The following is a 25,960-nucleotide window of genomic DNA, read 5'->3' on the forward strand; positions in this document are numbered from 1 at the left end:
GGGACAATCGGTATTTTAGTATCAAACCAGGTTCAACAGCAGGATACGAACATTCCTTATGGCATAGTGCAAAATGCCGACCGCCGGGAGCCGATGGCCCTACGCTATCTTCAACAACGCCGTCTCCGCCGTCAGACCCGGACCAAAGGCGCTGGCAAAAATCAGAGAACCAGCGGACTGGTGGTTGAGCTCCCAAAGCTTCTTAAGAACGAAAAGGATGGTTCCGGAAGACATATTGCCGTAGTCGCGCAGCGTTTCGTAGGCGGCGGCGTTGTCCTCGTGGGTCAGGCCCAGCACTTGCTCCACTACTTCCAGTATACGCCGCCCGCCCGGATGGATGGCAAACAGGTTCACGTCTTCCGGCTGAATGCCCTGCGCGCGGGTGATCCGTTTCAGAACGGCGGGTAGCCCCGTTTTGAGCACATCAGGTACCCGGGAGGTGAGTTTCATTTCAAAACCGAAGTCGTTGATGTGCCAGGCCATATCGTCCTTACCTTCGGGAAGTACTTCGCAGGCAAAATCAACCATTTCCAGGGCAAAACCATGTTCAGGGATTTGCCCCTCCAGTAAAACCGCTGCCGCACCATCGGCGAAAAGAGCATTGGCGAGCAGGTGGTCTTCTTCGTTTTTTTTCTGGAAATGCAAGGTGCACAATTCCACGCAAACCATGAGTACTTTGGCTTTCGGATCGGCTTTTACGAGTGCAGTAGCTGCTTTCAAGCCATTAAACGCGCCGTAGCATCCCATAAAGTTGACGGCAATCCGGTGAACTGAACTACGTAGGCCAAGTCTTTCGATCAGTTCGATATCAGGTCCGGGCGCGTACATTCCTGTGCAGCTGACCGTAATCAGGTGCGTAACTTCGGCGGCTTTCACGGTACTTTCTTCCAGACAAACTGACAATGCTTCTTCTGCTAATGGCACGGCATGCTGCCGGTATGCCATCATGCGTTGTTGCACGGTAGGGAAGGGCTCCAGATCAGGCGAATTGGGGTAGAAAGTAAATTCGCCAGGAGAGGCTCCGTAGTCGGCCAGGACAGAATAGCGTTGTTTGATGCGGGTGCTGCGGTAGAGCGCGCGGAGCCGACGCTCACCATCGGTATCCAGATTCATGGCTCTGGCCATAAAATCGGCGATGCGATTCTGGTCGAAGCGGTGTTTGGGAACGGAAGTTCCTAACGAAGTAATGTAGGCGCGGGCGCCCGGTTGTGTGGTCACGCGATTCTTTTTTATCGAAAAGTAGCTAATTTCACCCGAAGATTATGTCAGTTAAACCACTTCCGGCTCAATAGGTTCGGGATATGGGGCAAATAGCCGATTGCTTGCTCAATGTACGCCTCAGATAATCGATCAGTTGCTTTAAAATTCCGTTCCAACTCCCGATGAGGAATATACTTTTACACCTTCGCATCCCTTTTTCGGTTTTTCTGCTGCCCGTTTTTCTGTTCGCGCTAAGCCAGACCGGGTTGGGGAGCGTCGGCGCAACCCATCGGGCGTGGTGGGCATTCATATTGATTCATTTATTTCTATATCCGGCCAGCAATGCTTACAACAGCTACTACGATAAAGATGAAGGCAGCATCGGGATGCTTGAAAAGCCGCCACCGGTCAGTACCGGACTTCTGGTTACTGCCTGGGTGCTGGATCTTGCCGCCATTAGTGTTGCGTGGTGGGTGGGTTTGGGATGGTCGTTCGTATGGTACCTCCTAATTTATGGGATAATTTCAAAAGTCTACAGCCACCCGGCCGTTCGGCTCAAAAAATTCCCCCTATTGAGCTGGCTGGTGGTGGGTTTGTTTCAGGGGGCTTTTACGTATCTGGCTACGGTACAGGCGATTAGTCAGGCGGAAATCGCCAGTCTTTTTACGGTGGAAAATCTTCTGCCAGCGCTAATCTGCACCTCTAACTTATGGGCGGTGTACCCGCTCACGCAGGTCTATCAGCATGAGGAAGATGCCCGGCGCGGCGACCTGACGTACAGCCGCCTGGTTGGTATCGAGGGCACATTTTTGAACGCAGCCGTTTTCTTCACCCTGTCATTCGCCGGGTTTCTTTATTATTTTTTGAATTTCGGAATGGGCAGCAGCCTGATTGCCCTTACGCTCTGCATGGGGCCTGTACTGGGGTACTTCGGCTACTGGTGGTGGCTGGTCCGGCAGAATGCCGCCGCGGCTAATTTTCACCATACGATGCGCATGAATGTGCTGGCAAGCGTGGGTCTCAATTTATTTTTCGGCATTCTTTGTTTTTATGGTGTCTGATTACCAATTCGTTATTTTTTTATCGGGATTTTTTCAGAAAAAATATCCGGCCAAGACTTGCGTACAATGGATCAAAGCTATACTTTTGCAACACCTTTTCAGAAAAAGGCCACGCAGAAGTAGCTCAGCTGGTAGAGCGCAACCTTGCCAAGGTTGAGGTCGCGAGTTCGAACCTCGTCTTCTGCTCAGACAAGCAAGCACCTTCAAAGGGTGCTTTTCTTGTTCATAGTCGGCAGGACAACTCACATGTTGCTTGCCTTCGGGCCGGGATGGTGGAATTGGTAGACACGCAGGACTTAAAATCCTGTGAGCCGAAACGCTCGTACGGGTTCGACCCCCGTTCCCGGTACCAAATCAAAAAAGGCCGCACAAGTTGTGCGGCCTTTTTTTACACGAAGCGATCTGCTGTCCGCTAATTACAAAATCTTGCTCAGCACGGTAGTTCCCATCAGCTTGCCCTTTCGGTAATTTTCGGTTTTGACATCCCACAATACTTTGGGAGAACGATATGAAACAGTGCTGAATTCCATATTCATCTTCATCACGGTCTTCATATTCACGTTCATATCGGAAGTGATTTTGAAGGTGTCGAAAGTACCCGCGGGAACGGTGATTTTCTCACGTCCTTCTACTTTGCGGTTGACAAATTCGGTATCCATGGTCATCGACATGGGACCGGCCGAGCCTTCGCCATGCAGGGAGCCATCGGGTAGGGTTTGACCTACCGACAGGTTGGCAGGATAGACGATGTCTTTTGAGGTGAAAGTCATATCGAAGCTCTCGAACTGCTTTTCTTGCCCCTGGGGCATCATCGAGCTGGCGTCCAGGCGCATCTCATTTCCGTTGCAACGCATCTTGAAGGTATTAATCATTTGAGACTTGTCCTTTTTGTCAAACGTCTCGAAGTCCATTTCTATCACCGTGTCCGGGCCTTCTTTGCTCACCTTTTTGACTTTATAGACCATCCGGCCATTTTCCTTACCCTTGGCGTCGTAGCTCAGCAATTCGTAGCCGCTTCCCTCTTTGAGCGTAACGCCCATACATTCCTGGGCACGGAGAGCCAATGGAGAAAGTAAAAGAAAGGCAAGAAAGAGTGTGAATGTATTTTTCATTTTTCAGGAAGCTTGGGTTGTGTTTAAAATAAAATGACGTTTCCATCCCAAATATACCCAGTCCGGCAAAGCCAGGCAACCGAAATCCAGTAAACGGTACCTTTGAACGAGCCCATCCCAGCCGTGAATGAGAAACGGGACCGCCCGCACGGTGAGCGAATGAGCGAAAAGTTGCAGGTTGGGGTTGGCGAGAGTGGTACTCCATCATTCTCTGATACTCTCATCGCTCGGGCTACCCCGTCAAAATTGAATGTTACGCCCAAATCATGGTGGCGAGCCCCAGTAGCATAATCATCTTGCAGAGCGTGCTGAGTCGGGCAAATTCGCGGCGGGTGTCCGCAAATACCAGCCGGTAGACCAGCCAGGCGATGGGCAGGAGCAAGGCGGTGAACAGCCAGGCGAGGGTGAGGTTGTTTAGGGAATGGGCCATCAGGTACAGGGTTGTGATGAAAATGGCTACCAGAAAATAGACGACAATTTTTGTACGCCGGAGTCCCCAAACGATGGGCAGCGTACGGCAGCCATGAGAGACGTCGCCCCGCACGTCCTCCATGTCTTTAATGATTTCGCGTACGAGCGAAATGAAGAAAGAAAAAATGGCGTAGATGAAAACCAGGTTCCGGTTTTCGGGATAAACTACCGTGACTATAACTACGCTCAGGGCAGTAAGCAGCGACACGACCAGGTTGCCCACCAGCATCGTGCGCTTAAAGCGTTCGGAATAAAACCACAGCAAGGTGACGCAAACTACGTTGATCAGGAAAATCCATTTACTGACAAGCAGGCCCAGCAACACACCCGCTACGTTGAGGAATTGGTGGGTCCCCATCGCTACGCGTCTTTTCAGGTAGCGCCCGATCACGACCCGCTCGGGCTTATTGACAATATCGATCTTGACGTCGAAGTAGTCATTGATGATATAGCCGGCTGCCGCGATACACGCCGTCGTCAGGCTCAGAATCAGCATTTTTGGGTCGGTCACGATCTGGCGCCACTCGCCGCGCGGTCCTACCAGCAGTACCCGGGTAAGGTACTGGGTCAGTACAAGTATCAGCAGGTTGGGTAGCCTGATCAGCCTCAGGAAACCAGCCAGATACTGTCGGAATGTAAATTTATGGGCACGGGCCACGGGTATGGAAATTTAAAGGGCCGAAGGTAGCAATGGACCATCAGAAAAGCCCCTGGCTGGGGCTTAACAAAATCTTTATCCGGCGGTTTGGAATAAAATTAGTGGGTTTTGTTGTTAGTAAGCCAAATCAATCCCAACGAGTTCTGACATTGAACGAAAAGTTCGCCTTTCCGCAGGTGTCCCATCCTTCTTTAACTTGATATGAAAATAGGCATAGTTTGTTATCCTACCTTCGGAGGCAGTGGCGTGGTAGCCACCGAACTCGGTAAAGCACTCACAAAAGTTGGCCATCAGGTTCACTTCATAACGTATTCCCAGCCGCAGCGGCTGGATTTTTTTAATGAGAACCTCTATTACCACGAAGTAAATATTCCGGCCTATCCGCTGTTTCAGTACCCGCCTTACGAATCGGCCCTGTCGAGTGAGATGGTCCACGTGGCCAAGTACATGAAGCTGGACCTGCTTCACGTGCATTACGCCATCCCGCACGCTTCTTCGGCTTATCTGGCCAAGCAGATTCTGGCGACGCAGGGTATTCACATCCCCGTCATCACTACGCTGCATGGCACCGACATCACGCTGGTAGGTAAAGATTCCTCTTACGAACCCGTGGTGACGTTCAGCATCAATCAGTCCGATGGTATCACGGCGGTGTCAGAGTTTCTTAAAAGTGACACTTACCGGCATTTTGCCGTAACCAAAGACATCGAGGTCATTCCCAATTTTATAGACCTCGAACGCTTCAAACGACAGAAAAAGGATCACTTCAAGCTGGCGATTTGCCCAAATGGCGAGAAGCTGGTCGTGCATACCTCCAACTTCCGGAAGGTGAAGCGTATCGACGATGTGATTATGATTTTCCACAAACTGCGCCAGCAAGTACCCAGTAAACTACTACTAGTGGGCGACGGCCCCGACCGTGCCCGGATAGAAAAGCTGTGCATGGAACTGGAGCTATACCCCGATGTTCGTTTTCTGGGCAAGCTCGACGCCATTGAGGAGGTACTTTCCGTGGCCGACCTCTTTCTCATGCCTTCTGAAAGCGAAAGCTTCGGTCTGGCTGCGTTGGAAGCCCTGGCTTGTGAGGTGCCGCTTATCACCACCAATGTTGGTGGCCTGCCCGAACTGAACCTTCAGGGCGTTACGGGTTTTCTCAGCAACTTAGGCGACGTGGAAGACATGGTTAAGAACGCCGTTACGATCCTGAAAGACGAGAATCTGCCGGTATTTAAAGAAAATGCTCTCGCCCGCGCCAAGGAATTTGACATTACCCGCATCTTGCCCATGTACGAAAAGTACTACGAGCGGGTTCTGGAAGAGAGTGGGCAATTGACCATGGACAATGGATAACGAAGACGGTCTGCTATGTATTGGCCTATAATCTTCAACCATTGATTTCGGGTATAAAAATTATTCAGTATCCCTTATCAACTAGCCATCAAAAAAGTGAAGCCAAATATCCCCGTTACCGATAAGAAGAGAATTGTGATCATTGGTGCCGGCTTTGCCGGGTTGGAAATCGCGCAGCGGCTTTCTAAGAAAGACTTTCAAGTAGTCCTCATCGATCGAAATAACTACCACCAGTTTCAGCCTCTGTTTTACCAGGTGGCTATGGCCGGCCTGGAACCCAGCTCCATTTCTTTCCCATTGCGGAAAATATTCCAGTCCTGTAAAAATGTCCACATCCGGGTGACGGATGTCCATCGGATTCTGCCTGATGGCAAGACGATCGAGACAGGACTGGGGGCCATTACTTTCGATGAGCTGGTCATCGCCACCGGCGCCGATACCAACTACTACGGAATGAAGGAAATTGAGGAGCGGGCCATTCCCATGAAGTCGGTGGGGGAGGCCCTGGCTTTGCGAAATCGCATCCTGCAGAATTTCGAAGACGCTGTGTCCGCCGAAACTGCCTTAGAACGCGAGGCGCTGATGAATGTCGTGGTAGTGGGGGGCGGACCGACGGGCGTGGAATTGTCCGGTACATTGGCCGAAATGAAACGCTTTATTTTGCCCAAGGACTATCCCGACCTGAATTTCGACGCCATGCATATCTATCTGGTGGAGGGGGGAGGCGAAGTGCTGGATGCCATGTCGGACGAAGCATCAGCCAAAGCGCGCGAGTACCTTGACCAACTCGGTGTAACTGTGGTGGCCAACCAGCAGGTAAATGGCTTCGATGGTCAGCGGGTCACGACTAAAGACGGGTTGAAACTACCGACCAAAAATCTGGTATGGGCTGCGGGCATCCGTGCCTGTCCGATTGGCGGATTTAGCGAAGAAAAATTGGGCAGGGGTGGTCGCCTGAAAGTAAATGCCTTCAATCAGGTGGAAGGGTACGAGACCGTTTACGCTCTGGGCGACGTAGCGATCATGAGTGGTGACGAAAAATATCCCAACGGCCATCCGCAACTGGCGCAGGCCGCCATTCAACAAGCCAAACAATTGGCAAAAAATATCATCCGAAAGCAAAAAGGAGAAGCCTACGAACCGTTCCAATACCGTGATCTGGGAACAATGGCCACCGTTGGTCGTAACCTGGCTGTAGTGGATTTGACGTTCTGGAAGTTTCAGGGATTCTTTGCCTGGCTGGTTTGGATGTTTGTGCATTTGATGTCCATCGTAGGCGTCAAGAACCGCCTGATGGTATTCATCAACTGGGTTTGGAATTACATCACCTACGATCAGTCCTTACGGCTTATCATCAAGCCCAAACCGTTGCCTGCCGGCATTTCCGAAACCGAGAATCAGGTCGATCTGGAGAAAGTGCAATAAACCATGCTGTATTTCCTCCTGGCTGTAGTCTTTACAGTGGCTCTGTATCTGATCATGCGCGCTTTTCCGCGCTACGGAGTGCATTCCTTTCACGCTATCGCCTTTAATTATTACGCTTGCGTAATTACGGGACTGGTACTTTCGCCGGATATCGGTAAGTACCGCGCAATTGAGTGGACATCGACGCCTACGCTGCTCACGCTGGCGCTGGGAACCATGTTCGTCACGGCCTTTGTCCTCATTGGCCAAACTACCCAGAAAGTGAGCGTGACGGCCACCTCGCTGGCCGCCAATATGTCGCTGGTAGTACCCGTGCTGTTCGGCTTGTTCGTTTTCAAGAACGCCAATAAAGACTACACGTTTCTAAACTACCTCGGACTGCTGCTGGCTTTGGTAGCCCTGGCTTTGGGAGGCATTCAGCGCAAATCAAAAACACCGGAAGTAACGTCGCCCGGCCAGCCTTTGCCGTGGTTTGTCCTGGCCCTGCCGCTGCTGACTTTTTTGGCGGCGGGTACTAACAATACGCTCATCAACTACCTGAGCATGAGTTTCTACAAGTCGGGAGAAGAAGCTTTTTTCACCGTCATTTCCTGCATCGGGGCGGTGATTGTCGGTACTTTGGTGCTGCTGTTTCGGGTGATGTATTGGCAAGAAAAAGTGTCTTGGCGCAGCCTGGTAGGCGGATTGATTTTAGGCGTGCCCAATTTTCTTTCTTTCTATTTCCTAATAAAAGCCTTAGGGACATTTGGCAACAGCGCGGCCTTTGTTTTTCCCATTTACAATATCCTGACTATGATGGCCTCTGCGGCGGCAGCCTGGTTGTTCTTTCGGGAAAAGTTAAATGGATTGAATCGCTGGGGATTGGGATTAGCTGTATTGGCGATCGTGCTAATCTCCTATCAGGAGTTGGGGCTGTAGAGAGAGTTTGTTTAAAGGCTACAAGCCACGATTTATGACAGATCATGACTTTAACCCTATCAAACAAAAGAGTACTTTGAACGCTGAACTTGGTACGACAAACTAACTCCGTACCGCTTCCAGATTAAACAGATCGTTCAGTACGTCGATCAGCGTTTCGGCTTCGCCGCGTTTGCAGGCAGCTTTGAGTTGCAGCACAGGTAGTTTGATGATTTTCTGCATCATGCTGGACGTGATTTTGTCCATTTTGGCGGCTTCCTCTTCCGAGAGTTGTTTAGTGAAGCGGGCCATCTCCTCCTGCCGAATTTGTTCCAGCGCATTTTTGAGTTTATTGATCGTCGGCGAAACAACCATTTCCTTCGACCAATCGTTGAACTCAGTCACTGATTCGTCGATGATGGCTTCCACCGTCGGCACAGCTTCCATACGGCGGGCCAAAGCAGCGTTGGCGCGACTGCGAACGGTGTCTATGTTGTAGAGCATCACACCGGGTAGTTGCTCCACTTCCGGCTCCACGCTCCGTGGTACCGCCAGGTCAATGAAGTACTTGTAGGTAAGTCCGTTTAGTGCCTGCACCATTTGCTTGGTGAAAAATGGCTGGCCGCTCTGAATGGAAGTGATGATGATGTCGGCGCGGGAAAGTTCTGCGTCAAGGTCAGCAAAATCAGCCACCCGGAACTGCCCGGTGGCTGCCAGCGCCTCAGCCTTGGCACGGGTGCGGTTGATGAGCGTAATATCTGCGTCGCCTTTCTGGGCTAAATTCTTACATACATCCGCTCCGATCTCGCCCAGGCCGACGACAAGAACTTTGGGCGCAATGGCCAGGGTTTCCACCAGCTCGACGGCAGCGTACGAAACCGAAGCCGCACCGTCGCGGAAAGAGGTTTCCTGGGCCACACGCTTGTTGGCAAAGAAAATCGTATGCAACAACCGGTGCAGGAACGGCCCTGCCATGTGCAAATCCGCCGACCACTGGTACGCTTGTTTGATCTGATTGGGGATCTGCATGTCGCCTACCACCTGAGAGTGCAGGCCAGTGGCCACCTCGAACAAGTGTCGAACGGCGGCTTTACCTATTCGGTAATGCTCGAAGTATTCGTGGAAAGATGCGGGATCGGCAATACCTTTTTGGATGAGCAACAGTTTGACCAACTCACTATTCAGGTCCTGCGGGGAAGTATAGTAGATCTCGGTACGATTGCACGTGGACACGACCAGGACGTCGGACAACTCGAAGAAGTCTTTCAGCCTCAACATCAGGGCCTTGGCTTCTTCTTCATTCAGGGCAATCTGCTCTCTGATTTCCAGAGGAGCGGTTCGGTATGAGATACTTATGGACTTGAACTGTTGGTACATTGGGGTCAATCTGAATTGCGGGAACAAATTTACGTTACAATCCTTACAATAGGAAACGGGAGTCGCAGCGTATAAGTTTATTTAGAAGGCATATAAATTGTTCTTATAAATTTCTGCTAATTTCACAGGAAATCTGCCTGTAAAACATGACCATCATCATGTTTTACCCTGATTGTCGCGGTAAAACTTATTTATGAAACAAGCCACCCAAGCAAAACCCAAACCCAGTAAGGAAGGCTCGCAGCCAATGGCATGGCTCAATAGCCTGCGGCTGAAACGTTCGCTGCTGGATTCGTACGGACGCAAGAACACCTACAAAATTGCAATCGGAATCAACCTCTTTTTAATCAGCCTGGGATCGCTCTTTTACACTAACGATCTGGTGGGCAAGCTGGAAGAACGAGAATTGCGGCAGGTCAAACTCTTCGCCGAGTCGCTGCGCTATGCCATCAACAGCGATTACGATGAAGACCTGAACGGTATTATGGAGATGATCCGCGAAGCCAACACTTTTTACGAAATCCCGGCCATTTATCTCGACGAGAACAATATGCCGGCGGCCCACAATAACCTTTCTTTCCCTAAAAACCCCTCGCCCGAAACACAAGAGAGAATCATCACGGAGAACCTGGCCACCATGAAAGAGGAACATGCTCCCATTCCGGTCGAGATCGGCGAAGGGCGGCAGGGCTATGTCTACTACTCTAACTCTTTCTTGCTTACGCAACTCCGATACTACCCCTACATACAGCTATCGGGAATTTTTATCGTCGGCTTTTTGGCCTATCTGGCGTTCAGTTCGGCGCGGAAGGCCGAGCAGAATCAGGTGTGGGTGGGCTTGGCGAAGGAAACAGCCCATCAGCTGGGCACGCCGCTATCGTCGCTAATGGCCTGGACGGAATATTTTCGCGCTGATCCTGACATGGACCCTTCCATCGCCGAGGAAATAGAGAAGGACGTACAGCGGCTGGAAATGATTACTACGCGCTTTTCCAACATTGGTTCCGTGCCCACGTTAAAGGAAGAGGAGGTTGCCAAAGTAGTCTCGAACTTCATCAGTTATTTGCAAAAGCGGGTTTCGTCCAAGGTTGCTTTTTTTATCAACGACGAACTCCCCGAAGGGCAGATGGTACTTCTCAACAAGAATCTTTTCGAATGGGTAGTGGAGAATATCTGCAAAAATGCGGTGGACGCTATGAAGGGTGTGGGCGAAATACGAATTACGCTCAAACCCATGCTTGCTCAAAACGAGGTGATTATCGACATTCAGGATAATGGCAAAGGGATGAGTAAAACCAATGCCGCCAAGATATTTCGACCAGGATTCAGTACTAAGAAACGGGGATGGGGGCTAGGCCTGACGCTGGCCAAGCGAATCATTGAAATCTACCACAGCGGAAAACTATTCGTCAAAAATTCCGAACCGGGAAAGGGAACAACTTTCCGGATTGTGATGAAAATAGCCTGACGTTCAGAGTTCTGATTGAAGTGCAGGTCACGTTAGGACGCCGATTGCTGAAGATATTTTGACTTTGTGGTTTCTTGCTATTGCTCCAAATGTACCGAAATGGTATCTGTCTCTATGGTATTACTGACGTTGAAGGCACGATCGCGGATGCGAACGCGGAACTTGACGGTAGTCAGTTTGGCGAAGCGCGACGCGGGAAGCGTTTGGCGGAAGTCAAGCTTTCCTTTAATGGGGCCGGGCTTGCCGTCGCGCTTTAAGATGTCGAAGAATAATTTATCAAAAACGGATACTGGCCGTACTTTGAAAGTGCCGTCTTTCTGTTTTTCCAAAACCGTAATCTCATAATTCCCCCATTCTTTGTAGATCGTATTGAGCTTGGTGGTATCGCTGCGATCTTCAGGTGAGATGCCCAAGTCACCGTCACCATCTTCGAAATCGACTGTGATGACAATGGAATCGGCGTATGTTTGAGAAAAGCTGTCGAAAATAGTTAATGTGTCCACACTGTTGAAGCGAATACTGGGCGTGTTATCGAAATTAGGTGTATCGACACAGCCACTGAGCGTTAGGCCGATGCCGATAACAAGAAAAAATCCTACGCCGAGAAGATTACGCATGTGTTATATTTGAAGATTGATTCACGAAAATAACTGGATTGGAATCGTCAGACAACAATTCCCTGGAAGAAATCAGGCAGGAACTCCGGCGGCAGATTCTGGCGGTGACGCCCGGCGACTTTGAGGAAGTGGCATTGCGGGTTTTTCGCTATCAGGCCGAACATAACCCTGTTTACCGGGCTTACCTTTCTCACTTAAACCTAAATATTGACCGCCTGGAACGGCTGGCAGAGGTCCCTCATCTCCCCATACAATTCTTCAAGCACCACACTATCCGAACCGGCCAGCCGCCCCGTCCGGCGGTCAAATTCGAAAGCAGCGGCACTACCGGCATAACGACCAGCGCCCATACACTCTACGATGCTTCCCTCTATCAATCCCTCAGTCAGTGCATTTTCGAGCAGCAGTACGGGCCTCTCAGTCATTTCCACATCTTAGCCCTGCTACCTTCGTACCTTGAACGAAACAACTCGTCTTTGGTATATATGGTTCGGCATTTTATTGAGCAATCTGATTCAATTTTTTCTGGATTCTACCTGCACGACATTGGGGCTCTGACCGACCAACTACGAAAAATTGCTGGAAATGAGGGGATAAGCAAAGCGGGTAAAAGAAAAGTACTTGTTCTGGGCGTCACCTTTGCCTTACTGGATTGGGCGGAAAGCGGTGAGGATTTTTCCTACTTACGAGAGATCCCCGAGTTCATCGTCATGGAAACGGGCGGAATGAAGGGCCGCCGCCGCGAAATGCTGCGTGAAGAAGTACACGATATTCTGATCCAAAATCTGAACTTACCCGTCATCCATTCCGAATATGGCATGACCGAACTCCTTTCCCAGGCTTACTCACCCGGTGAAGGTCTTTTCCACCCCGGCGCCACGATGCGTGTTTTACTGCGCGACCCCAATGACCCGTTTGACATCCACCCGCATGGGCAATTCAGCGGTACGGGTGGGGTCAATGTCGTGGATCTTGCCAATCTTGACACGTGCAGCTTTATCGAAACCCAGGATTTGGGACGGTTTGGTGAGGAAGCCGAAACCTTTTATATCATGGGACGCTTCGACAACTCCGACGTACGGGGGTGCAGTCTTATGGTAGTTTAGATATCCGGGCGCGGAGATTTTTAGCTGTTCATGCTGAGTCTAGGACAAACGGACGGCCAAAGCCTAAACAACCAATCATCTAAGCAAAAACTACATTTGCCTTGCGTGCATCTTCGTGTCTTCTACGTCAATGATATCACCGCACATGATTACCAGGCGTTCCACTACGTTGCGCAGTTCGCGTACATTTCCAGTCCAGGGGAGGGTCTGGAGATAAGCCATGCCCTCTGGGGTGATGCGTTTGGCCGAATCATGGTACTCCTCGGCCACGTCATGCAAAAATTTATTGACCAGCAAAGGAATGTCTTCCCGGCGTTCGGCAAGAGAAGGTACCTGAATCACGATCACGCTCAGACGATGGAAAAGGTCTTCCCGGAAATTGCCTTCCTGAATTTCCTTTCGCAGATCCTTATTGGTCGCCGCGATCACCCGCACATTGACCTTTACTTCCTTTTCGCCACCTACGCGGGTAATTTTGTTTTCCTGCAAAGCGCGCAACACCTTCGCCTGCGCCGAAAGGCTCATGTCTCCGATTTCGTCGAGGAAGATTGTCCCACCGCTGGCTTGCTCAAATTTGCCTATGCGTTGCTTTATGGCCGAAGTGAACGATCCCTTTTCGTGACCAAATAACTCACTTTCGATCAGTTCACCGGGAATTGCCGCGCAGTTGACTTCCACCAGCGACATGTGAGCACGGGAACTTTTGTTATGGATCTGCTTGGCAACGAGTTCTTTACCTGATCCATTCGGCCCCGTTACAAGTACACGGGCTTCTGTAGGCGCCACGCGCTCAACCGACTGCTTGACGCGCCGGATCGCCTCCGAATCCCCAACCATTTCGTTGAGCTTGTAGATTCGCTTGCGCAGCTCGTTGGATTCATATTTCAGCTCATACTTTTCGATGGCATTCCGGACGCTTACCAGCAGGCGGTTGAGATCAGGCGGTTTGTTGACGAAATCGTGGGCACCCTGGCGCGTTGCTTCCATCGCGGTGTCGGTGCTGCCGTGAGCCGTTATCATGATAAACTGGGTGCTTCTTTCGGATTCCACCGATTTCTTCAACAGCTCCAGTCCGGTCATCTTGGGCATGTTCAAGTCGCAAAGCGCTACGTGGTACTCTTCCTTTTTTATTTTGGCAAGGCCTTCTTCACCATCTTTGGCCTCGTCCACTTCGTAGCCTTCGTACTCCAAAATATCGCGAAGGGCTTCGCGTATATTGTCTTCATCATCCACGATGATTATTTTGACCATAAGTAAGGGATGCAGGATTGATTTTGATTATCACTTTTTCAAAAATAGAAAACATTAAGCGTTCTACCCGTTTCGTGCTTTACTTTCTTTTCTCTTGTCTATTTCTGTTTCGGCCGGTGGCGGAGCTCCCGAACTGTCAATCGAAGCAGGTCAGGTCCTTATGTTTTTCCTTGATTTCCCAGTCAAGGTTTGCATTCTCCAGGTTGATTTTCCAGCACTCCTCCATGACTGTGGTGTCTTCCAGATCACGGTACGTAGCGGTAAGGCGCGCCCCTTCCAGTTGCAGATGACAAAACCCGTTGTATCCCAACTCGTGTCGTTTGATACGGGTGCGGACGCGGCGGTCGTAAAAAGCCAGTTTATCGGCTTCTTTGTCGTTATGCGGCATTTTTGTCTCTACGGGCATCCCGCCGTGGCCAATGCATCGGCCGTAAGCCTGCAGCTCACTCCGATTCTGGCCCAGGTGGTAGCCGACCAGACGATGATCATGGCCCCATATCCAGACCACGGGCCGGGCGGCCTCGCCCAGCAACTCACACAATTGCTCGCCCGGTTTGAAGTAATCCTCCCGGAAGGCTGAGATGTAAGGATGATGGCTCAGGAAAACCAGTCCCCGCTTGTCGTTGGGGTCATTCAGTTTCACCACGTCGCGTAGCCAGGCCATCTGTTCATCGCGCAGGTGGCAGTCCGGTGGTGAAAGTACTTCCAGAAAAGGCCGTCCTACGGAAGTGTAGCCTGTGTCCAGGCCGATGATTCTCCAATGTTCGTTTTCCAGGCAAAAGAAAGCCGCCCGCTGCGATTTTTTGACACCATCCACATTGACGTACATGGCCGGGAGAAGACGCTGATAGTAAGCCGCGCCATTGGAGTACATTTCGTGATTGCCACAAAGTGCCAGACTGCCGGAAGCGCCGTAGTACCAGGAAGCGTAAGGGGCAGTGAAGTTTTCTTCCACCTCGTGCGGAGTCCCCACAAAATAGATGTCGCCCAGATGAATGGTATAGTCCGGTGCGTAGCGTGCCACTAAATGGGCTACTGCGTCAGACTCGGTGGTGTCGCTGCCCCAGTCTGACAAAAGTGCCAAAGTGACCGTCTCGCGACTCGGAACGGAAGAAGTCAGTTGGTAAATGCCCCTGTCACCTTCGCTGGGATAGGCGTGGTAGGGGTGGCGCTTCCCGAAGCGGCTACGGAGGTAATGGTATACGAAACCAAAAATATTGGTGCTGAAAAATTCGGAAATAATGCGTGAGGCCGAAGAGGTGCGGGACACGTGTTCTTCAAATACCTTCTGTTGTGCCTTCGCGTGGTTTTCTACCTCAGAGTGACCTAGATCCAGGTATTTCTCGACTTTCTTTTCTGGTTTTTCGGCGGCGGAATGGGTGGGCATTAGTGAGCTGAATTGGAAAAAGGTACGTTTTCCGGGGCAATATAAGGATTAGTCGGGAGTAGCTTTCAGGAAGAAAATGGGAAATCCGTAGCTTTGTGTTTTACACGACTTTCCTTCAAACTGAATGTACCTTTCCAATTTCCTGTATTTCACGGGAGGCATAATCATTCTCGCCACCCTGATTCCATTCATTCGCAGCGATTACTGGGTATTCAGAATATTCGAGTACCCTCGGGCTCAGAAGTGGTTTATCACCACCCTGATATTGGCACTGTTCATTGCGCTGACCGATTTGCAGACCATTTACCAGTGGGGTTTTCTCGCCGCTTTGGTAGCTAATCTGGCGTATCTGACTTATCAGATTTTCCCTTTCCTGCCCATCGCTTCCTTACAAATGAAATCTGCCGGACCAAACGCAGTAGATGGGTTTAGCCTGATGATTTCGAATGTCCTTCAATACAATGAAGACTACGGCCGCCTATTGGCTCTCATAGATAGCCGTAATCCTGACATCATTGTTCTCTCTGAAACCGGTCATGACTGGGCAAAGGCTATGGAGGCGATACACGAGAACTACCCCTACCGGGAGTCCAAAGTACTTGATAATACCTACGGCATCATGCTCTTTTCTCGGCTGGAAATCACCGAAAGTGAAGTGCGTTATCTGGTGGAAAAAGATATTCCTTCCATTTTTGCCCTGATCAAGCTTGCCGACGGCAATCTGTTTCAACTCTTTTGCATTCATCCTACTCCGCCCGTCCCTGGCGAAAACGTCCGCTCCACCGAGAGGGACAAGGAGATACTGATGGTGGGGAAATTGGCTAAGAAATCGCCACTGCCCGTCATTGTCTCCGGCGACCTCAACGATGTGGCGTGGAGCTACACCAACCAGCTTTTTCAGAACACCAGCGGACTGCTGGATCCGCGGCGGGGAAGAGGATTCTATAACACCTTTCACGCCAAGTATCCGTTTTTCCGCTATCCGCTCGACCATATTTTCTGCTCGACCCATTTCCAGCTTATGGAAATCGAAAGACTGCCTTCCATCGGTTCCGATCATTTTCCGATGTGGATTAAGCTGGCGTATGTACCTGTGGAAGCAAATGAACAGGAGACGCCCGACGCCGATGCGGAAGATGAAGAGCTGGCTGATGAGAAAATTTCCAAGCCTACCTGACAGGGCAATGGATGGCATTCAGGATGGGCAATTCAGCGAATCAGCCACACTACTCCTCTTTTGGTGAATGTCTGGCTTTCGGGCTGATCGGCCACCTTATATTCCGCCCGCCAGGTGTAGGCACCCGGCAGGCACACTTGCCCCTGGTAGTACCCGTCCCAGGCCAGCTCCGCTGCCTCGGAAAAATAGATGACATTACCCCAGCGGTCATACACCCAGAAATGCAGCTCGGCCGGTTGTGAGGTCAGTATCACCAGTTGGTCGTTTTGCCCGTCGGCATTGGGCGAAAAGGCATCAGGAATCCATAATGACAGCGGACAGGTATCGATAACCTTCATGCTCTCGGTGATCTGGCAACCGAAACTACCAGTGACCACCACTTCGTAAGTACCCGCTTTATTTACTGAGATGGTCGCCTGCGGCTCGCCCGAATGGAGCCATTGGTAGGTAAGTCCATTGCCGGATGCCATTGAAGACAGTGTCAATGGCACGTCGCGCAGGCATGACCTGAACGTAGGCGGTTTGTAGGAATCCGGCAGGCGCGGCAGCATGCCCATAGTGATGTAAACAGAATCGCGGCTGACGCACTGGCCTTTCCGCATAGTGAGTCCATATAAACCGGATCGGGCAATCCGGATCGAGGGGGTCGTTGCACCATTCGTCCATTCGTATTGGACGGCAGCGGCAGAGTTGGCCACTGTGGATTCGAGTAAGGCCCCTGATCCGTCGGAGCATATTGTCCGGTCCGGCCCCAGTTCCAGGAGCGGCGGCGAGTCTACTTTCACCATGACACTGTCACGCACAGGCTGGTTGCAGGAGTTTCGGTACTCTACTACAAAGAGCTGATCCCGGTCAGGACGCACAACAGCGGTACGGGTATTGGCTGCCCCCACTATTGCCGAAGCAGGACTCCACCGATACACCCCATCGATTGAATTTCGGGCCAGAAGCTGCCGGGATTCGCCCTGGCAGATTTGAAGGGCGCTTTGCCAAACGGCATCTTTTTTAATACAGACGGTCTGTCTATTTGAGTCGCCTCCCGTAGCTGCGGTGAATCCCCAGAACACCTCCGTCTTGCCAAAAATGGCTATCATATCAACGGTGGTGCTGATTCGCTTCTCGCAATCGAAATACACTTCCAGTATTTTCTGCGGGGCAATCCAATTGATACGAACCAGATGATCCCCACCGTCCTCGATATTGTCCTGGTTGGCCAACGCCCGTACCGGTCCCGCCAGATTGGTACTTCGTAGATGGTTTACGACACCGTTGCGCACGATGGCAATGTGGTCGAAGTCCGGATCGTTTTCGTCTAAATTCTGATAGGTGTCAAACTCAATGCCTAACGCAGGGGAAAAGCCTCCAAAACCAATACCCTGGCCTGTCTGCCCGATGAGGGTGTTGCCCTGAGCCTGGAATGCGAACACCATTCCATCCGCCCCCTTTATGTCCTTGCTCCCAAAATTCATGGTGAATTCCAGGTTAAACGACGTCTGAAGACTAATTGCCTGGCTGCTCCATATTGTACCCTTTTGCCAGATTACATCCTCCGTAAGTACGTAGCAGTCATCGCCCAGCTCTCGGACGGATGTGCCCTGAAGATTATACTGGGATAAGGCAAAGTGGCTGGTAAGCAGCCATGGTAAGAGGCTAAGGCAAAGGCGTAGCCGGGGTGTGAAGCGTTTCATTAGGTGTGTGCATGTCAAATTACGAGGCCCTAATTTAATGATAATTAATAGCACTGTAAAACAGCTTATTAACAATTCTATTTAAGGTGGCTAAGTTCATCGTAAGGAAAATATAGGAGATGAATTGTTTTTTATTATAAACTTACAACCATGAGTGTATCTACCCAACCCGCCCGGCCACTTTACCGGACTCCCTCCATTTTCAGGGACTTTCCCCATTTGGTAGCCGCCGAAAGTACCCGCCACGGCGGTGTAAGCCCGGCTCCTTTCGACTCGCTCAACCTTGGCCTGAATACGGACGATACTCCTGAAAATGTGGCGGAGAACCGTCGCCGTTTTTGGCAGGCACTAAGTATCGACCCGACCCGGGTTGCGGCGTCTTACCAAATTCACGGCAACGAAGTACTCACAGTCTGCCAACCGGGAGACTACCAAGGCTTCGACGCGCTCATTACCTGCACGCCCGGCATAGCTCTGGCCGTGACTATCGCTGACTGTACGCCCGTGCTGATTTATGATTCTGCCCGGAAAGCGATCGGCGCCATTCACGCGGGTTGGCGCGGAACGGTTGGAGGAATTGTGGCAAAAACGGTTGCGCAAATGAGCCGGGAATTCGGCACCGATCCCACCGATTGTTTCGCCTACATCGGTACGTGCATCGACGAATGTTCCTTTGAAGTGGGAGATGAAGTAGCCGAACATTTTTCAGAACAACACAAGTACTTCAACCAAAGGGCCGGTAAATTTTACGTCGACCTGAAAAAGGCTAACTACGATCAACTGAAAGGCGCCGGACTGGCTGATTCAAATATTCAGCTTTCGCTGCATTCCACCGCTCTGGACGTTGCAGATTATTTTTCCCACAGGCTGGAAAAAGGGAAAACGGGCAGGATGCTGGCCTGCATTTCCATGGTTGAGAATGGTTAAAAAAGGCATGGTTCTTGCTTTCTTTTTAACCAAAAAACTCAACGTGCATGTCAGAATTTACGAATAACCCGATTGGCCCAATCGGACCGGAAAGAATAGGGGATAACCCCCAGATCAAGCTCCTTAAAAAAAACGCCCGGCAACGGAGTCTGCTTGAAAACTTCGAGACAGAGTCGTCCTATGATGATTTGGAGAAGATAATGGGTAGCGTGACCGCGGATACGCTACTGGATGCTGATCCTAAAATCGACCACTTGCAGGGAAAGTACGAGCGGTTCTGGCTGGATCGGAACCGCCATCTTGTTCATAAAGACATTCTGGTCATTCGCCCCAATGGCAAAGTAGTCATAAAATCATTAAAGAAAATTTACCATGGTGAAGCGCACTATTTGCTCAATTCACTTTTGCAACTCACCATTTCTACCCAGAACGACGAGTTGCCCATCGCCCTGACCATCCTTGCCTATGTGGGTCGTCACGAAATCGGGGACATTGAATGTCTCCATGCCCTGAGCCTTTCGTCGGGCCCGGATTTCGGCCCGACAATCGAAAACGAAATTCTGATTCCTATTCTGGACAATGATGGCTTGTTGCTCCCGCAGGTAATTGAGAACGAAAGCCTTGAATCTCTGAAACTAACTCACCGTTACCCGGAACTGTACCCAACGCTGCAACGAAAAATCACTTCCGCGCCTGCGAAAGTGATTTGGTAATGCTTACTATGATTAGGTCTACTTCAGTCGCTGAAGCAGCATTTCGTTAAAATCCCGTTCGGCGCTGTAGAGTTCGGTAAGCTGTTTGGCGGATATGACCGTCAGGAAGCGTTCCTGGTATTGCTTTTCCAGTTCCACCTGTTTCTGTTTCAGGTCCTGTACTTCTTTCAGGCTATTCATGGCCTGGTCGTCCGAAGCCTCGACGCCTTTGCCCTTAATGAGCTGACGCATCGAGCGGTTCATTTCCCGCTTTTTCTGGGAAAATTCGTTGTAAATAGGCCAGAAGTCCTTGGACTGTTCGGACGTAAGGTTGAGGCGATTGGTGATAATGGCCACTTTGGCATCCTGTATCTTTTTGATTTCTTCCTCATTGCGGCGTTGCGCCTGGACGTCGGAAGCTGAAAAAGACAATACGGCCAGCAACATTCCGGCCAAAAGCCAAATTTTGCGGTGAATTGTGTTCATGAGCAAGGGGTTATTTTGTTCTTTAAATTGTTTCGTCCGTGAAGATTCCATCTTCGGCCTGGCTCCGCAGGAAATCGGCATCCAGACCATCCAGATAGTATAGTACCGTCGAGTCGGTTTGAAACGCAGCCTGCACGGCGTTGTTTTCACTCAGGTCGTAGTAGCTGATGTTCTCCTCGGTCAGATATTCCAGGATAGCATCGTCGCTTACCTGACTGAGACGCTCGCTACCCAAAGATCCTTGTTGCTGAGGATACGAAAACCACACCAGCGCGACGATCAAACTCAATGCCGCAGCCAGACCTAGCGAACGCTGCCACGACCAACTTATCAGCGGCTGTGGCTCGGGCGTGGCGGGCAGGCGGGACATGACGATAGACGGTAATTTATCGAAATAGCCGTCGGGCACTTCAAAAGGAACTTTGCGCTCCAAATCTTCCAAGCGTATCTTTTTGTCTTTCATAATACTGTGATGTGCTAAAAACCTCTTCTACGACAAAGCACAGGGAAGGAGGGTTTAATCGGTGCTGGTCAAAAAATCCTCTATTTTCTTGGTAGCCCAGTGGTACGACGCCTTCAGTGCCCCAACCGATGTCCCCGTTATCTCCGACATCTCTTCATAAGGCATTTCCTCGAAATAGCGGTAGTTGAACACCAAACGCTGTTTTTCAGGCAAAGTAAGGATAGCTTTCTGCAATTTCAGCTGGATTTCGTCGCCGCCAATCAGGGGATCGCTTTCCAGTTTTTCGGCCAGTTCGCCCTCAACATCGTTGATCGGAACAAAGTAGCGCCGCCGTTTTTTCTTTAAAAAATTGATGGATTCGTTATGTGCAATTCTGAACAGCCAGGTGTAAAGCTTGGAGTCACCCCGAAATTTATCGAGCGCGTTCCAGGCTTTGATGAATACCTCCTGTGTAATGTCGTTGGCGTCGTCGTGGTCAATGACGATCTTCCGTACCATCCAGTATACGCGCTGTTGGTACGTTCGTACGATCTGATTGAAAGCGTTACGCCGGGTGTCGGGGTTACGGTAAAGTTCTAGTAGTTCCTCGTCGTTCATTTAGCGGAGAGTGGATAATGGGGAATCGATAGTGAAAAAGCCTGGCTCAGCCACCACCAACTCCCCACTATCAATTATGATTTCCTCTCGATTGCCCTTTTAGCAGCGGCTACAATATCCTTAGCGGTGAGGCCATATTTTTCCATGAGTTTCTCAGGAGTGCCACTTTCGCCAAAACTGTCATCCACAGCCACGTACTCCTGTGGCACAAGCTGGTTTTTGACCAGTACCTGCGCAATGCTGTCACCCAGACCACCGAGCCGGTTATGTTCTTCGGCCGATACGGCGCAGCCTGTTTTCCTCACTGATTTCAAGATCGCCTCTTCATCCAGAGGTTTAATCGTGTGAATATTGATTATTTCGGCATCGATTCCTTCCTTTTCCAGCATTTCGCCCGCCTGGATGGCCTCCCATACCAGGTGACCAGTAGCAAATATGCTCACGTCCTTGCCCTCATTCACCATCCATGCCTTTCCGATCTCGAATTTTTGATCGGGATCAGTAAAAATAGGCACCACCGGACGACCGAAGCGCAGATAAACCGGACCTTCAAAATCGGCGATGGCTTTGGTCGCGGCTTTGGTTTGGTTATAGTCGCAGGGATTGATGACGGTCATCCCGGGCAGCATCCGCATCATCCCGATGTCTTCCAGAATCTGGTGCGTAGCCCCATCCTCGCCTAGCGTAATGCCCGCGTGGGAGGCACAAATCTTCACGTTCTTGTTGGAATACGCTACGCTCTGCCGGATTTGATCGTAAACGCGTCCGGTAGCAAAGTTGGCAAAGGTAGTAGCGAATGGAATTTTACCACCGATGGTCAACCCGGCGGACAGGCCAATCATATTGGCCTCCGAAATGCCGCACTGAAAGAAGCGATCCGGGTTTTCTTTAATGAATGGAGCCAGTTTCAGGGAGCCCACGAGATCGGCGCAGAGAGCCACGACGTTATCATTTTCCTGGCCCAGTTCAGTCATCCCCGCGCCAAAGCCGGAGCGAGTGTCTTTCTTTTCGGTATAGGTGTATTTTTTCATGATTTCTTGGATGTAAGGTTGTCAGCTTGGACTCGACAAGTAATGTGTAATTCGTAATAAGGATTATTGGGTCTTCAGTGAAAAACGTTCAGCTGTCGACTACCTAACCACAGGTGGGCCTATTGTAGGGAAATCAGTAATCTCCCATGGTTTCTTCCAACTGATCCAGCGCCACTTTCAACTGCTCGTCGTTCGGTGCGACGCCGTGCCACTTGTGGCTACCCATCATGAAGTCCACACCGTAGCCCATGCCGGTTTCAAGAAGTACCATGACGGGCTTGCCGTGTCCGGCCTTACTGCGGGCTTCGGTAATGCCTTTTACAACCTCGGCCATGTCGTTGCCCTGCGTGATGGTCATTACTTCCCAGCCAAAGGCTTCGTATTTTTTGCCAAGGTCGCGGTTGTTCATGACTTCTACTGTGGGACCGTCAATCTGCTGGCCGTTGAGGTCGATGAAGGCAATGAGGTGACCGATCTGATGATGCGGGGCGAAGGTGGCCGCTTCCCAAACCTGACCTTCCTGCTGCTCGCCGTCGCCCATCAAAACGTACACCATATGATCGTCCTTATTGAGTCGCTTGGCGAGTGCCGCACCCATAGCTACCGAATTGCCCTGTCCCAGCGAGCCGGAGGCTATGCGTATGCCGGGAAGCCCTTCGTGCGTAGTAGGGTGGCCCTGCAGCCGCGAGTCGATGTCGCGGAAAGTGGCTAATTCTTTAACGGGAAAGTACCCCTTGCGGGCAAGGACGCTGTACCAGACGGGGGAAATATGTCCGTTGGAAAGGAAAAACAGGTCTTCGCCTTCGCCGTTCATGTCGAAAACTACCTCGCCATCCTGCTCTTTCAGGTGCATTTGGTCAAAATAAAGGGCTACAAGTAATTCTGTGCAGCCCAGTGAGCCCCCGGGGTGTCCCGATTGGCAGGCATGAACCATACGCACGATGTCGCGGCGGACTTGGGAGGCTATTTTTTCTAATTCTTTAATTTCCATGTTAGCTTTTTGCTTGAATTTTTTCTTTTTCTAAATAAATAGGATAGTGGAATGAGATAAGAGCGGACCAAGCCGCGGGAGGGGAAAAAGTTTGATTCTTACTTCAATATCTGCTCGGTGTGGGCCTTGGTTTTTACTTTGCCAATCACTTCTTCGATTTTGCCGCTCTCATCGATTACAAAAGTAGTACGTGCCGTGCCCATGTACTTGCGCCCATACATGTTTTTCTCCACCCATACGCCGTAGGCATCCACCACAGCGTGGTCGGTGTCGGCGATGAGAGGGAAGGGTAGTTCGTATTTTTCGATAAACTTGCGGTGCGACTTTTCGTCGTCTACGCTCACGCCGACTACGGCGTAGCCCTTAGCCAGCATATGCTGGTAGTTGTCACGCAGGTCGCAGGCCTGGGCGGTGCAGCCGGGGGTGTCGTCTTTGGGATAGAAATAAAGCACAAGCTTCTTGCCTTTAAAATCGGACAGAGCAATGGCGTTGCCATCCTGGTCTTTGGCGTTGAAGTCGGGAGCGGGGTCACCTGGTTGGAGGGTCATCTTCGGCGGCTTTTGCGAGGGGCTGGTTTGGGTTTCGGTTCTTCAATTTCGACCCGCAATATAGTATTATTTCCGGCCCTGTCCGTCACTTCCAGGGCCAATTCTCCCTCGAAGGGTACATCATCGTTCAGTTTCTCCGACCAGATATAGCGGCTCTTGTACTCGTAATTCATCAACACCCACTTCCCGTTCACAAGCGCACGAAAGCTGCTGATGCCCGAACGGTCGTCACGAATGTAGGCCCGGATGCGATCTTTGCTGTGTTCGATGAGGTTGATGCTGGGCGGAATCGTATCCGCCATGACTACGAAAGTACCTAATTCCCGTGTTCGGAAAGCGATGACATCACCCAGCCAGTTGCCGCCTATGTAGTTGTAGCCGCCGCCATCGTATCGATAGACGCCCGAGCGCTCGCGCCTTACGACCGCGCCTTCCGGCTTGTAGCGCACATCCATATAATGCCGTAATGGAATTGTCGGCTCGTTGATGGTTAACATGTTGAATCGTTTCCGTACCGTGAGGTGCAGCGTATCGAAGAGGGTAGTGGAGTCGAAGCGAATCACGACACCGTCGCGGGCATATTCCGAGATTTTTCCGGGCGCAATGCTTTTCCGGTAGTTCAGTTCAAGTACTTTATCCCCCACCTGCACCGAATCGGGCAGAAAGTTGCGCAGGTCAGCCAGGAAAGTAGCGTTTCTGCCGTCGTAGTACGCCAGATCTTTCTGAATACGCAGGCGCTCGGAAAAGAAAGTGGCAAAGGGCGTTTCGCTGTGGTAGCCGGGGGCAACTACTTTCAGTACGTTATTCTCCATTTCGGCCGTAAGCATGCCGCTGGAAGATTCGCTTTCCCGGCTTACTGGCTCGGGAGCATTCAGTTCGCCCTGCACAGTAAAAGTGAGCAATGAGGAATTCTCAAACGCATCAAAAATCTTGACCGTTACTTCATGTTCCAGCGTGTCCTTAATAAAAAGTCTTCCCTGGAAAGGACCAGTCTTGTACAAATCGAAATTATTCCCATCGGGATTGTAGCAACGGTAGAACCGCGCGCCGGATTCCTGGTCGGTGCGGTAGTCGATGAGGTTGTTGTAGTCGCGGAAGATGTCGCTGGGGAATTTCTCCATGTTATAGGTGAATATCTCCTTGCCGTCGAGCTTGATTTCGATGCAGTGCAGTCCGTAGCGGAAGCCGGTCCCGGTCATGTAGTCGTAGGCCTGCAATTCGATGCCAACCTCCCCCGTCGCCCGGATGGGCTGCGTGATACGGTAAGTATCGTTTTTTTGCCTGACAGTTTTGAAAACCTGTCGCTCAAACTGGGCGTTGACCCGCGAGTCGATGGTGGCAGGCCGCAGGGCAACATTCCAAAAAGCGGGTGGCGTACTGTCTTTTATTTCACTGAAATTAAAGTACAGCGGATTGAGGTGGTTGTCGCGCGAATCCCGGATTTCGAAGTGCAGGTGAGGGCCACCCGAACCGCCCGTGTTACCGGAAAGGGCCATAACCTGGCCTTTCTTGAATACAAACTGATTAGGTTCCGGATACAGATTTACGTAGAAATCCTCCTGCTTGTACTGCGCGTTGCGCACGTAACTGGCCAGTGGCTCCGAGAATTTCTGCAAATGACCATACACGGTCGTCAGGCCATTGGGATGGCGGAGGTAGATGACGTTGCCGTAGCCGCCGCCCTGGACAGCGATCCGGTAGATGTAGCCATCCGCCGCCGCGTGCACCGCCAAGCCCTCCCGTTGTTGGGTGCGGATGTCCAGCCCGCCGTGAAAGTGGTTGGTCCGCAAATCACCCAGCACGCCAGCCAGCGAATTGGACTGACCGGGTGTGATGGGAAATAGGAAGTAGTTTTTAGGATAAGATTCTTTCTGGGCGAAAGAGGCAAACGAAACCAGGGCCAATAAGGCCAAACACACGATTCTAGTCAACACAAGATCAATTTTGAATTTTGATTGATTGAATGAGTGAACATTGCTT

The 25,960-nt window shown here is 50.9% G+C and carries 24 protein-coding genes and 2 tRNA genes; 11 read left to right on the forward strand and 15 right to left on the reverse strand.

Features of this window, described 5'->3' with window-relative positions; genetic code table 11:
* Nucleotides 1–99 precede the first annotated feature (99 nt).
* Entirely contained in the window at nucleotides 100–1,218 is a 1,119-nt protein-coding gene (locus IE117_RS05760; protein ID WP_229580375.1) for a type III polyketide synthase, read from the reverse strand.
* A gap of 164 nt (nucleotides 1,219–1,382) precedes the next feature.
* Between IE117_RS05760 and IE117_RS05765 the strand changes: the two genes are divergently transcribed.
* From IE117_RS05765 to IE117_RS05775, 3 genes are all read left to right on the forward strand, one after another.
* On the forward strand, nucleotides 1,383–2,261 hold the full coding sequence (locus IE117_RS05765) for a UbiA family prenyltransferase (protein ID WP_189563360.1): 879 nt from the start codon (nucleotides 1,383–1,385) through the stop codon (nucleotides 2,259–2,261).
* A 113-nt stretch (nucleotides 2,262–2,374) separates the two neighbouring features.
* A tRNA-Gly gene (locus IE117_RS05770) sits at nucleotides 2,375–2,447 on the forward strand.
* A gap of 77 nt (nucleotides 2,448–2,524) precedes the next feature.
* Nucleotides 2,525–2,613, forward strand: a tRNA-Leu gene (locus IE117_RS05775).
* 64 nt (nucleotides 2,614–2,677) lie between these two features.
* On the opposite strand, the gene IE117_RS05780 is transcribed toward IE117_RS05775, so the two are convergent.
* Together IE117_RS05780 and IE117_RS05785 are read right to left on the reverse strand one after the other, a co-directional pair.
* Nucleotides 2,678–3,373 carry a TapB family protein gene (locus IE117_RS05780; RefSeq protein ID WP_189563361.1) on the reverse strand — a complete coding sequence of 232 codons (696 nt, stop codon included), beginning with the start codon at nucleotides 3,371–3,373 and terminating at the stop codon, nucleotides 2,678–2,680.
* Nucleotides 3,374–3,626: 253 nt separating this feature from the next.
* Nucleotides 3,627–4,508 (reverse strand): geranylgeranylglycerol-phosphate geranylgeranyltransferase, encoded by an 882-nt coding sequence (locus IE117_RS05785; protein ID WP_374757962.1) that lies wholly within the window; start codon nucleotides 4,506–4,508, stop codon nucleotides 3,627–3,629.
* Between the two features lie 195 nt (nucleotides 4,509–4,703).
* Here IE117_RS05785 and bshA point away from each other — a divergent pair, with 195 nt between their 5' ends.
* The 3 genes from bshA to IE117_RS05800 all read left to right on the forward strand — a co-directional run bounded on the left by bshA (nucleotide 4,704) and on the right by IE117_RS05800 (nucleotide 8,195).
* Nucleotides 4,704–5,852: an N-acetyl-alpha-D-glucosaminyl L-malate synthase BshA gene (gene bshA, locus IE117_RS05790; RefSeq protein ID WP_189563363.1), complete on the forward strand. Its 1,149-nt coding sequence runs from the start codon at nucleotides 4,704–4,706 to the stop codon at nucleotides 5,850–5,852.
* A 96-nt stretch (nucleotides 5,853–5,948) separates the two neighbouring features.
* Entirely contained in the window at nucleotides 5,949–7,277 is a 1,329-nt protein-coding gene (locus IE117_RS05795; RefSeq protein ID WP_189563364.1) for an NAD(P)/FAD-dependent oxidoreductase, read from the forward strand.
* A 3-nt stretch (nucleotides 7,278–7,280) separates the two neighbouring features.
* On the forward strand, nucleotides 7,281–8,195 hold the full coding sequence (locus IE117_RS05800) for a DMT family transporter (RefSeq protein WP_189563365.1): 915 nt from the start codon (nucleotides 7,281–7,283) through the stop codon (nucleotides 8,193–8,195).
* A 102-nt stretch (nucleotides 8,196–8,297) separates the two neighbouring features.
* Here IE117_RS05800 and hemA read toward each other — a convergent pair whose 3' ends face one another.
* On the reverse strand, nucleotides 8,298–9,551 hold the full coding sequence (gene hemA / locus IE117_RS05805; RefSeq protein ID WP_189563366.1) for a glutamyl-tRNA reductase: 1,254 nt from the start codon (nucleotides 9,549–9,551) through the stop codon (nucleotides 8,298–8,300).
* Nucleotides 9,552–9,744: 193 nt separating this feature from the next.
* Between hemA and IE117_RS05810 the strand changes: the two genes are divergently transcribed.
* Complete coding sequence (locus IE117_RS05810) at nucleotides 9,745–11,019, forward strand: sensor histidine kinase (protein WP_229580378.1); 1,275 nt, start codon at nucleotides 9,745–9,747, stop codon at nucleotides 11,017–11,019.
* A 77-nt stretch (nucleotides 11,020–11,096) separates the two neighbouring features.
* Here the strand turns inward: IE117_RS05810 and IE117_RS05815 are convergent, their stop codons facing one another.
* Nucleotides 11,097–11,636, reverse strand: coding sequence for a hypothetical protein (locus IE117_RS05815; protein WP_189563367.1), 540 nt, complete (start codon nucleotides 11,634–11,636; stop codon nucleotides 11,097–11,099).
* A 38-nt stretch (nucleotides 11,637–11,674) separates the two neighbouring features.
* Here IE117_RS05815 and IE117_RS05820 point away from each other — a divergent pair, with 38 nt between their 5' ends.
* Nucleotides 11,675–12,742, forward strand: a complete 1,068-nt coding sequence (locus tag IE117_RS05820) for a LuxE/PaaK family acyltransferase (protein WP_189563368.1) — start codon at nucleotides 11,675–11,677, stop codon at nucleotides 12,740–12,742.
* Nucleotides 12,743–12,832: 90 nt separating this feature from the next.
* Here the strand turns inward: IE117_RS05820 and IE117_RS05825 are convergent, their stop codons facing one another.
* Together IE117_RS05825 and IE117_RS05830 are read right to left on the reverse strand one after the other, a co-directional pair.
* Nucleotides 12,833–13,993, reverse strand: a complete 1,161-nt coding sequence (locus IE117_RS05825; protein ID WP_189563369.1) for a sigma-54-dependent transcriptional regulator — start codon at nucleotides 13,991–13,993, stop codon at nucleotides 12,833–12,835.
* A gap of 136 nt (nucleotides 13,994–14,129) precedes the next feature.
* Complete coding sequence (locus tag IE117_RS05830) at nucleotides 14,130–15,380, reverse strand: metallophosphoesterase family protein (RefSeq protein WP_189563370.1); 1,251 nt, start codon at nucleotides 15,378–15,380, stop codon at nucleotides 14,130–14,132.
* Nucleotides 15,381–15,504: 124 nt separating this feature from the next.
* Between IE117_RS05830 and IE117_RS05835 the strand changes: the two genes are divergently transcribed.
* The gene (locus tag IE117_RS05835) at nucleotides 15,505–16,557 is read left to right on the forward strand and encodes an endonuclease/exonuclease/phosphatase family protein (protein WP_189563371.1); all 1,053 of its coding nucleotides are present in this window, start codon (nucleotides 15,505–15,507) and stop codon (nucleotides 16,555–16,557) included.
* A gap of 32 nt (nucleotides 16,558–16,589) precedes the next feature.
* Here IE117_RS05835 and IE117_RS05840 read toward each other — a convergent pair whose 3' ends face one another.
* Nucleotides 16,590–18,245 (reverse strand): lectin-like domain-containing protein, encoded by a 1,656-nt coding sequence (locus IE117_RS05840; RefSeq protein WP_189563372.1) that lies wholly within the window; start codon nucleotides 18,243–18,245, stop codon nucleotides 16,590–16,592.
* A gap of 150 nt (nucleotides 18,246–18,395) precedes the next feature.
* On the opposite strand from IE117_RS05840, the gene pgeF reads away from it, so the two are divergent.
* Together pgeF and IE117_RS05850 are read left to right on the forward strand one after the other, a co-directional pair.
* Entirely contained in the window at nucleotides 18,396–19,172 is a 777-nt protein-coding gene (gene pgeF / locus IE117_RS05845; RefSeq protein ID WP_189563373.1) for a peptidoglycan editing factor PgeF, read from the forward strand.
* Nucleotides 19,173–19,219: 47 nt separating this feature from the next.
* Nucleotides 19,220–19,885 carry a hypothetical protein gene (locus IE117_RS05850; protein ID WP_189563374.1) on the forward strand — a complete coding sequence of 222 codons (666 nt, stop codon included), beginning with the start codon at nucleotides 19,220–19,222 and terminating at the stop codon, nucleotides 19,883–19,885.
* Nucleotides 19,886–19,903: 18 nt separating this feature from the next.
* Here the strand turns inward: IE117_RS05850 and IE117_RS05855 are convergent, their stop codons facing one another.
* The 7 genes from IE117_RS05855 to IE117_RS05885 form a co-directional block, all read right to left on the reverse strand.
* Entirely contained in the window at nucleotides 19,904–20,350 is a 447-nt protein-coding gene (locus IE117_RS05855; RefSeq protein ID WP_229580380.1) for a hypothetical protein, read from the reverse strand.
* A gap of 22 nt (nucleotides 20,351–20,372) precedes the next feature.
* On the reverse strand, nucleotides 20,373–20,813 hold the full coding sequence (locus IE117_RS05860; protein WP_189563375.1) for a hypothetical protein: 441 nt from the start codon (nucleotides 20,811–20,813) through the stop codon (nucleotides 20,373–20,375).
* A 54-nt stretch (nucleotides 20,814–20,867) separates the two neighbouring features.
* Entirely contained in the window at nucleotides 20,868–21,410 is a 543-nt protein-coding gene (locus IE117_RS05865; protein ID WP_189563376.1) for an RNA polymerase sigma factor, read from the reverse strand.
* 74 nt (nucleotides 21,411–21,484) lie between these two features.
* A complete protein-coding gene (locus IE117_RS05870; RefSeq protein WP_189563377.1) occupies nucleotides 21,485–22,441 on the reverse strand; it encodes a transketolase family protein in 957 nt (318 codons plus the stop codon).
* A gap of 133 nt (nucleotides 22,442–22,574) precedes the next feature.
* A complete protein-coding gene (locus IE117_RS05875) occupies nucleotides 22,575–23,432 on the reverse strand; it encodes a transketolase (protein WP_189563378.1) in 858 nt (285 codons plus the stop codon).
* 98 nt (nucleotides 23,433–23,530) lie between these two features.
* Nucleotides 23,531–23,980, reverse strand: a complete 450-nt coding sequence (gene bcp, locus IE117_RS05880; protein ID WP_189563379.1) for a thioredoxin-dependent thiol peroxidase — start codon at nucleotides 23,978–23,980, stop codon at nucleotides 23,531–23,533.
* Nucleotides 23,977–25,914, reverse strand: a complete 1,938-nt coding sequence (locus IE117_RS05885; RefSeq protein WP_229580389.1) for a M23 family metallopeptidase — start codon at nucleotides 25,912–25,914, stop codon at nucleotides 23,977–23,979. The genes bcp and IE117_RS05885 overlap by 4 nt, the downstream gene beginning before the upstream one ends.
* Nucleotides 25,915–25,960 lie beyond the last annotated feature (46 nt).

This window comes from Persicitalea jodogahamensis, from assembly GCF_014651615.1.
Classification (GTDB): Bacteria; Bacteroidota; Bacteroidia; order Cytophagales; family Spirosomataceae; genus Persicitalea; species Persicitalea jodogahamensis.

What these genes read in the sequence shown, in the direction of transcription:
- IE117_RS05765 (WP_189563360.1), top strand. Translation starts at nt 1,383, where the DNA reads ATGAGGAATATACTTTTACACCTTCGCATCCCTTTTTCGGTTTTTCTG.
- IE117_RS05780 (WP_189563361.1), bottom strand. Translation starts at nt 3,373, where the DNA reads ATGAAAAATACATTCACACTCTTTCTTGCCTTTCTTTTACTTTCTCCA.
- bshA (WP_189563363.1), top strand. Translation starts at nt 4,704, where the DNA reads ATGAAAATAGGCATAGTTTGTTATCCTACCTTCGGAGGCAGTGGCGTG.
- IE117_RS05800 (WP_189563365.1), top strand. Translation starts at nt 7,281, where the DNA reads ATGCTGTATTTCCTCCTGGCTGTAGTCTTTACAGTGGCTCTGTATCTG.
- hemA (WP_189563366.1), bottom strand. Translation starts at nt 9,551, where the DNA reads ATGTACCAACAGTTCAAGTCCATAAGTATCTCATACCGAACCGCTCCT.
- IE117_RS05810 (WP_229580378.1), top strand. Translation starts at nt 9,745, where the DNA reads ATGAAACAAGCCACCCAAGCAAAACCCAAACCCAGTAAGGAAGGCTCG.
- IE117_RS05815 (WP_189563367.1), bottom strand. Translation starts at nt 11,636, where the DNA reads ATGCGTAATCTTCTCGGCGTAGGATTTTTTCTTGTTATCGGCATCGGC.
- IE117_RS05825 (WP_189563369.1), bottom strand. Translation starts at nt 13,993, where the DNA reads ATGGTCAAAATAATCATCGTGGATGATGAAGACAATATACGCGAAGCC.
- IE117_RS05830 (WP_189563370.1), bottom strand. Translation starts at nt 15,380, where the DNA reads ATGCCCACCCATTCCGCCGCCGAAAAACCAGAAAAGAAAGTCGAGAAA.
- IE117_RS05835 (WP_189563371.1), top strand. Translation starts at nt 15,505, where the DNA reads ATGTACCTTTCCAATTTCCTGTATTTCACGGGAGGCATAATCATTCTC.
- IE117_RS05840 (WP_189563372.1), bottom strand. Translation starts at nt 18,245, where the DNA reads ATGAAACGCTTCACACCCCGGCTACGCCTTTGCCTTAGCCTCTTACCA.
- pgeF (WP_189563373.1), top strand. Translation starts at nt 18,396, where the DNA reads ATGAGTGTATCTACCCAACCCGCCCGGCCACTTTACCGGACTCCCTCC.
- IE117_RS05850 (WP_189563374.1), top strand. Translation starts at nt 19,220, where the DNA reads ATGTCAGAATTTACGAATAACCCGATTGGCCCAATCGGACCGGAAAGA.
- IE117_RS05855 (WP_229580380.1), bottom strand. Translation starts at nt 20,350, where the DNA reads ATGAACACAATTCACCGCAAAATTTGGCTTTTGGCCGGAATGTTGCTG.
- IE117_RS05860 (WP_189563375.1), bottom strand. Translation starts at nt 20,813, where the DNA reads ATGAAAGACAAAAAGATACGCTTGGAAGATTTGGAGCGCAAAGTTCCT.
- IE117_RS05865 (WP_189563376.1), bottom strand. Translation starts at nt 21,410, where the DNA reads ATGAACGACGAGGAACTACTAGAACTTTACCGTAACCCCGACACCCGG.
- IE117_RS05870 (WP_189563377.1), bottom strand. Translation starts at nt 22,441, where the DNA reads ATGAAAAAATACACCTATACCGAAAAGAAAGACACTCGCTCCGGCTTT.
- IE117_RS05875 (WP_189563378.1), bottom strand. Translation starts at nt 23,432, where the DNA reads ATGGAAATTAAAGAATTAGAAAAAATAGCCTCCCAAGTCCGCCGCGAC.
- bcp (WP_189563379.1), bottom strand. Translation starts at nt 23,980, where the DNA reads ATGACCCTCCAACCAGGTGACCCCGCTCCCGACTTCAACGCCAAAGAC.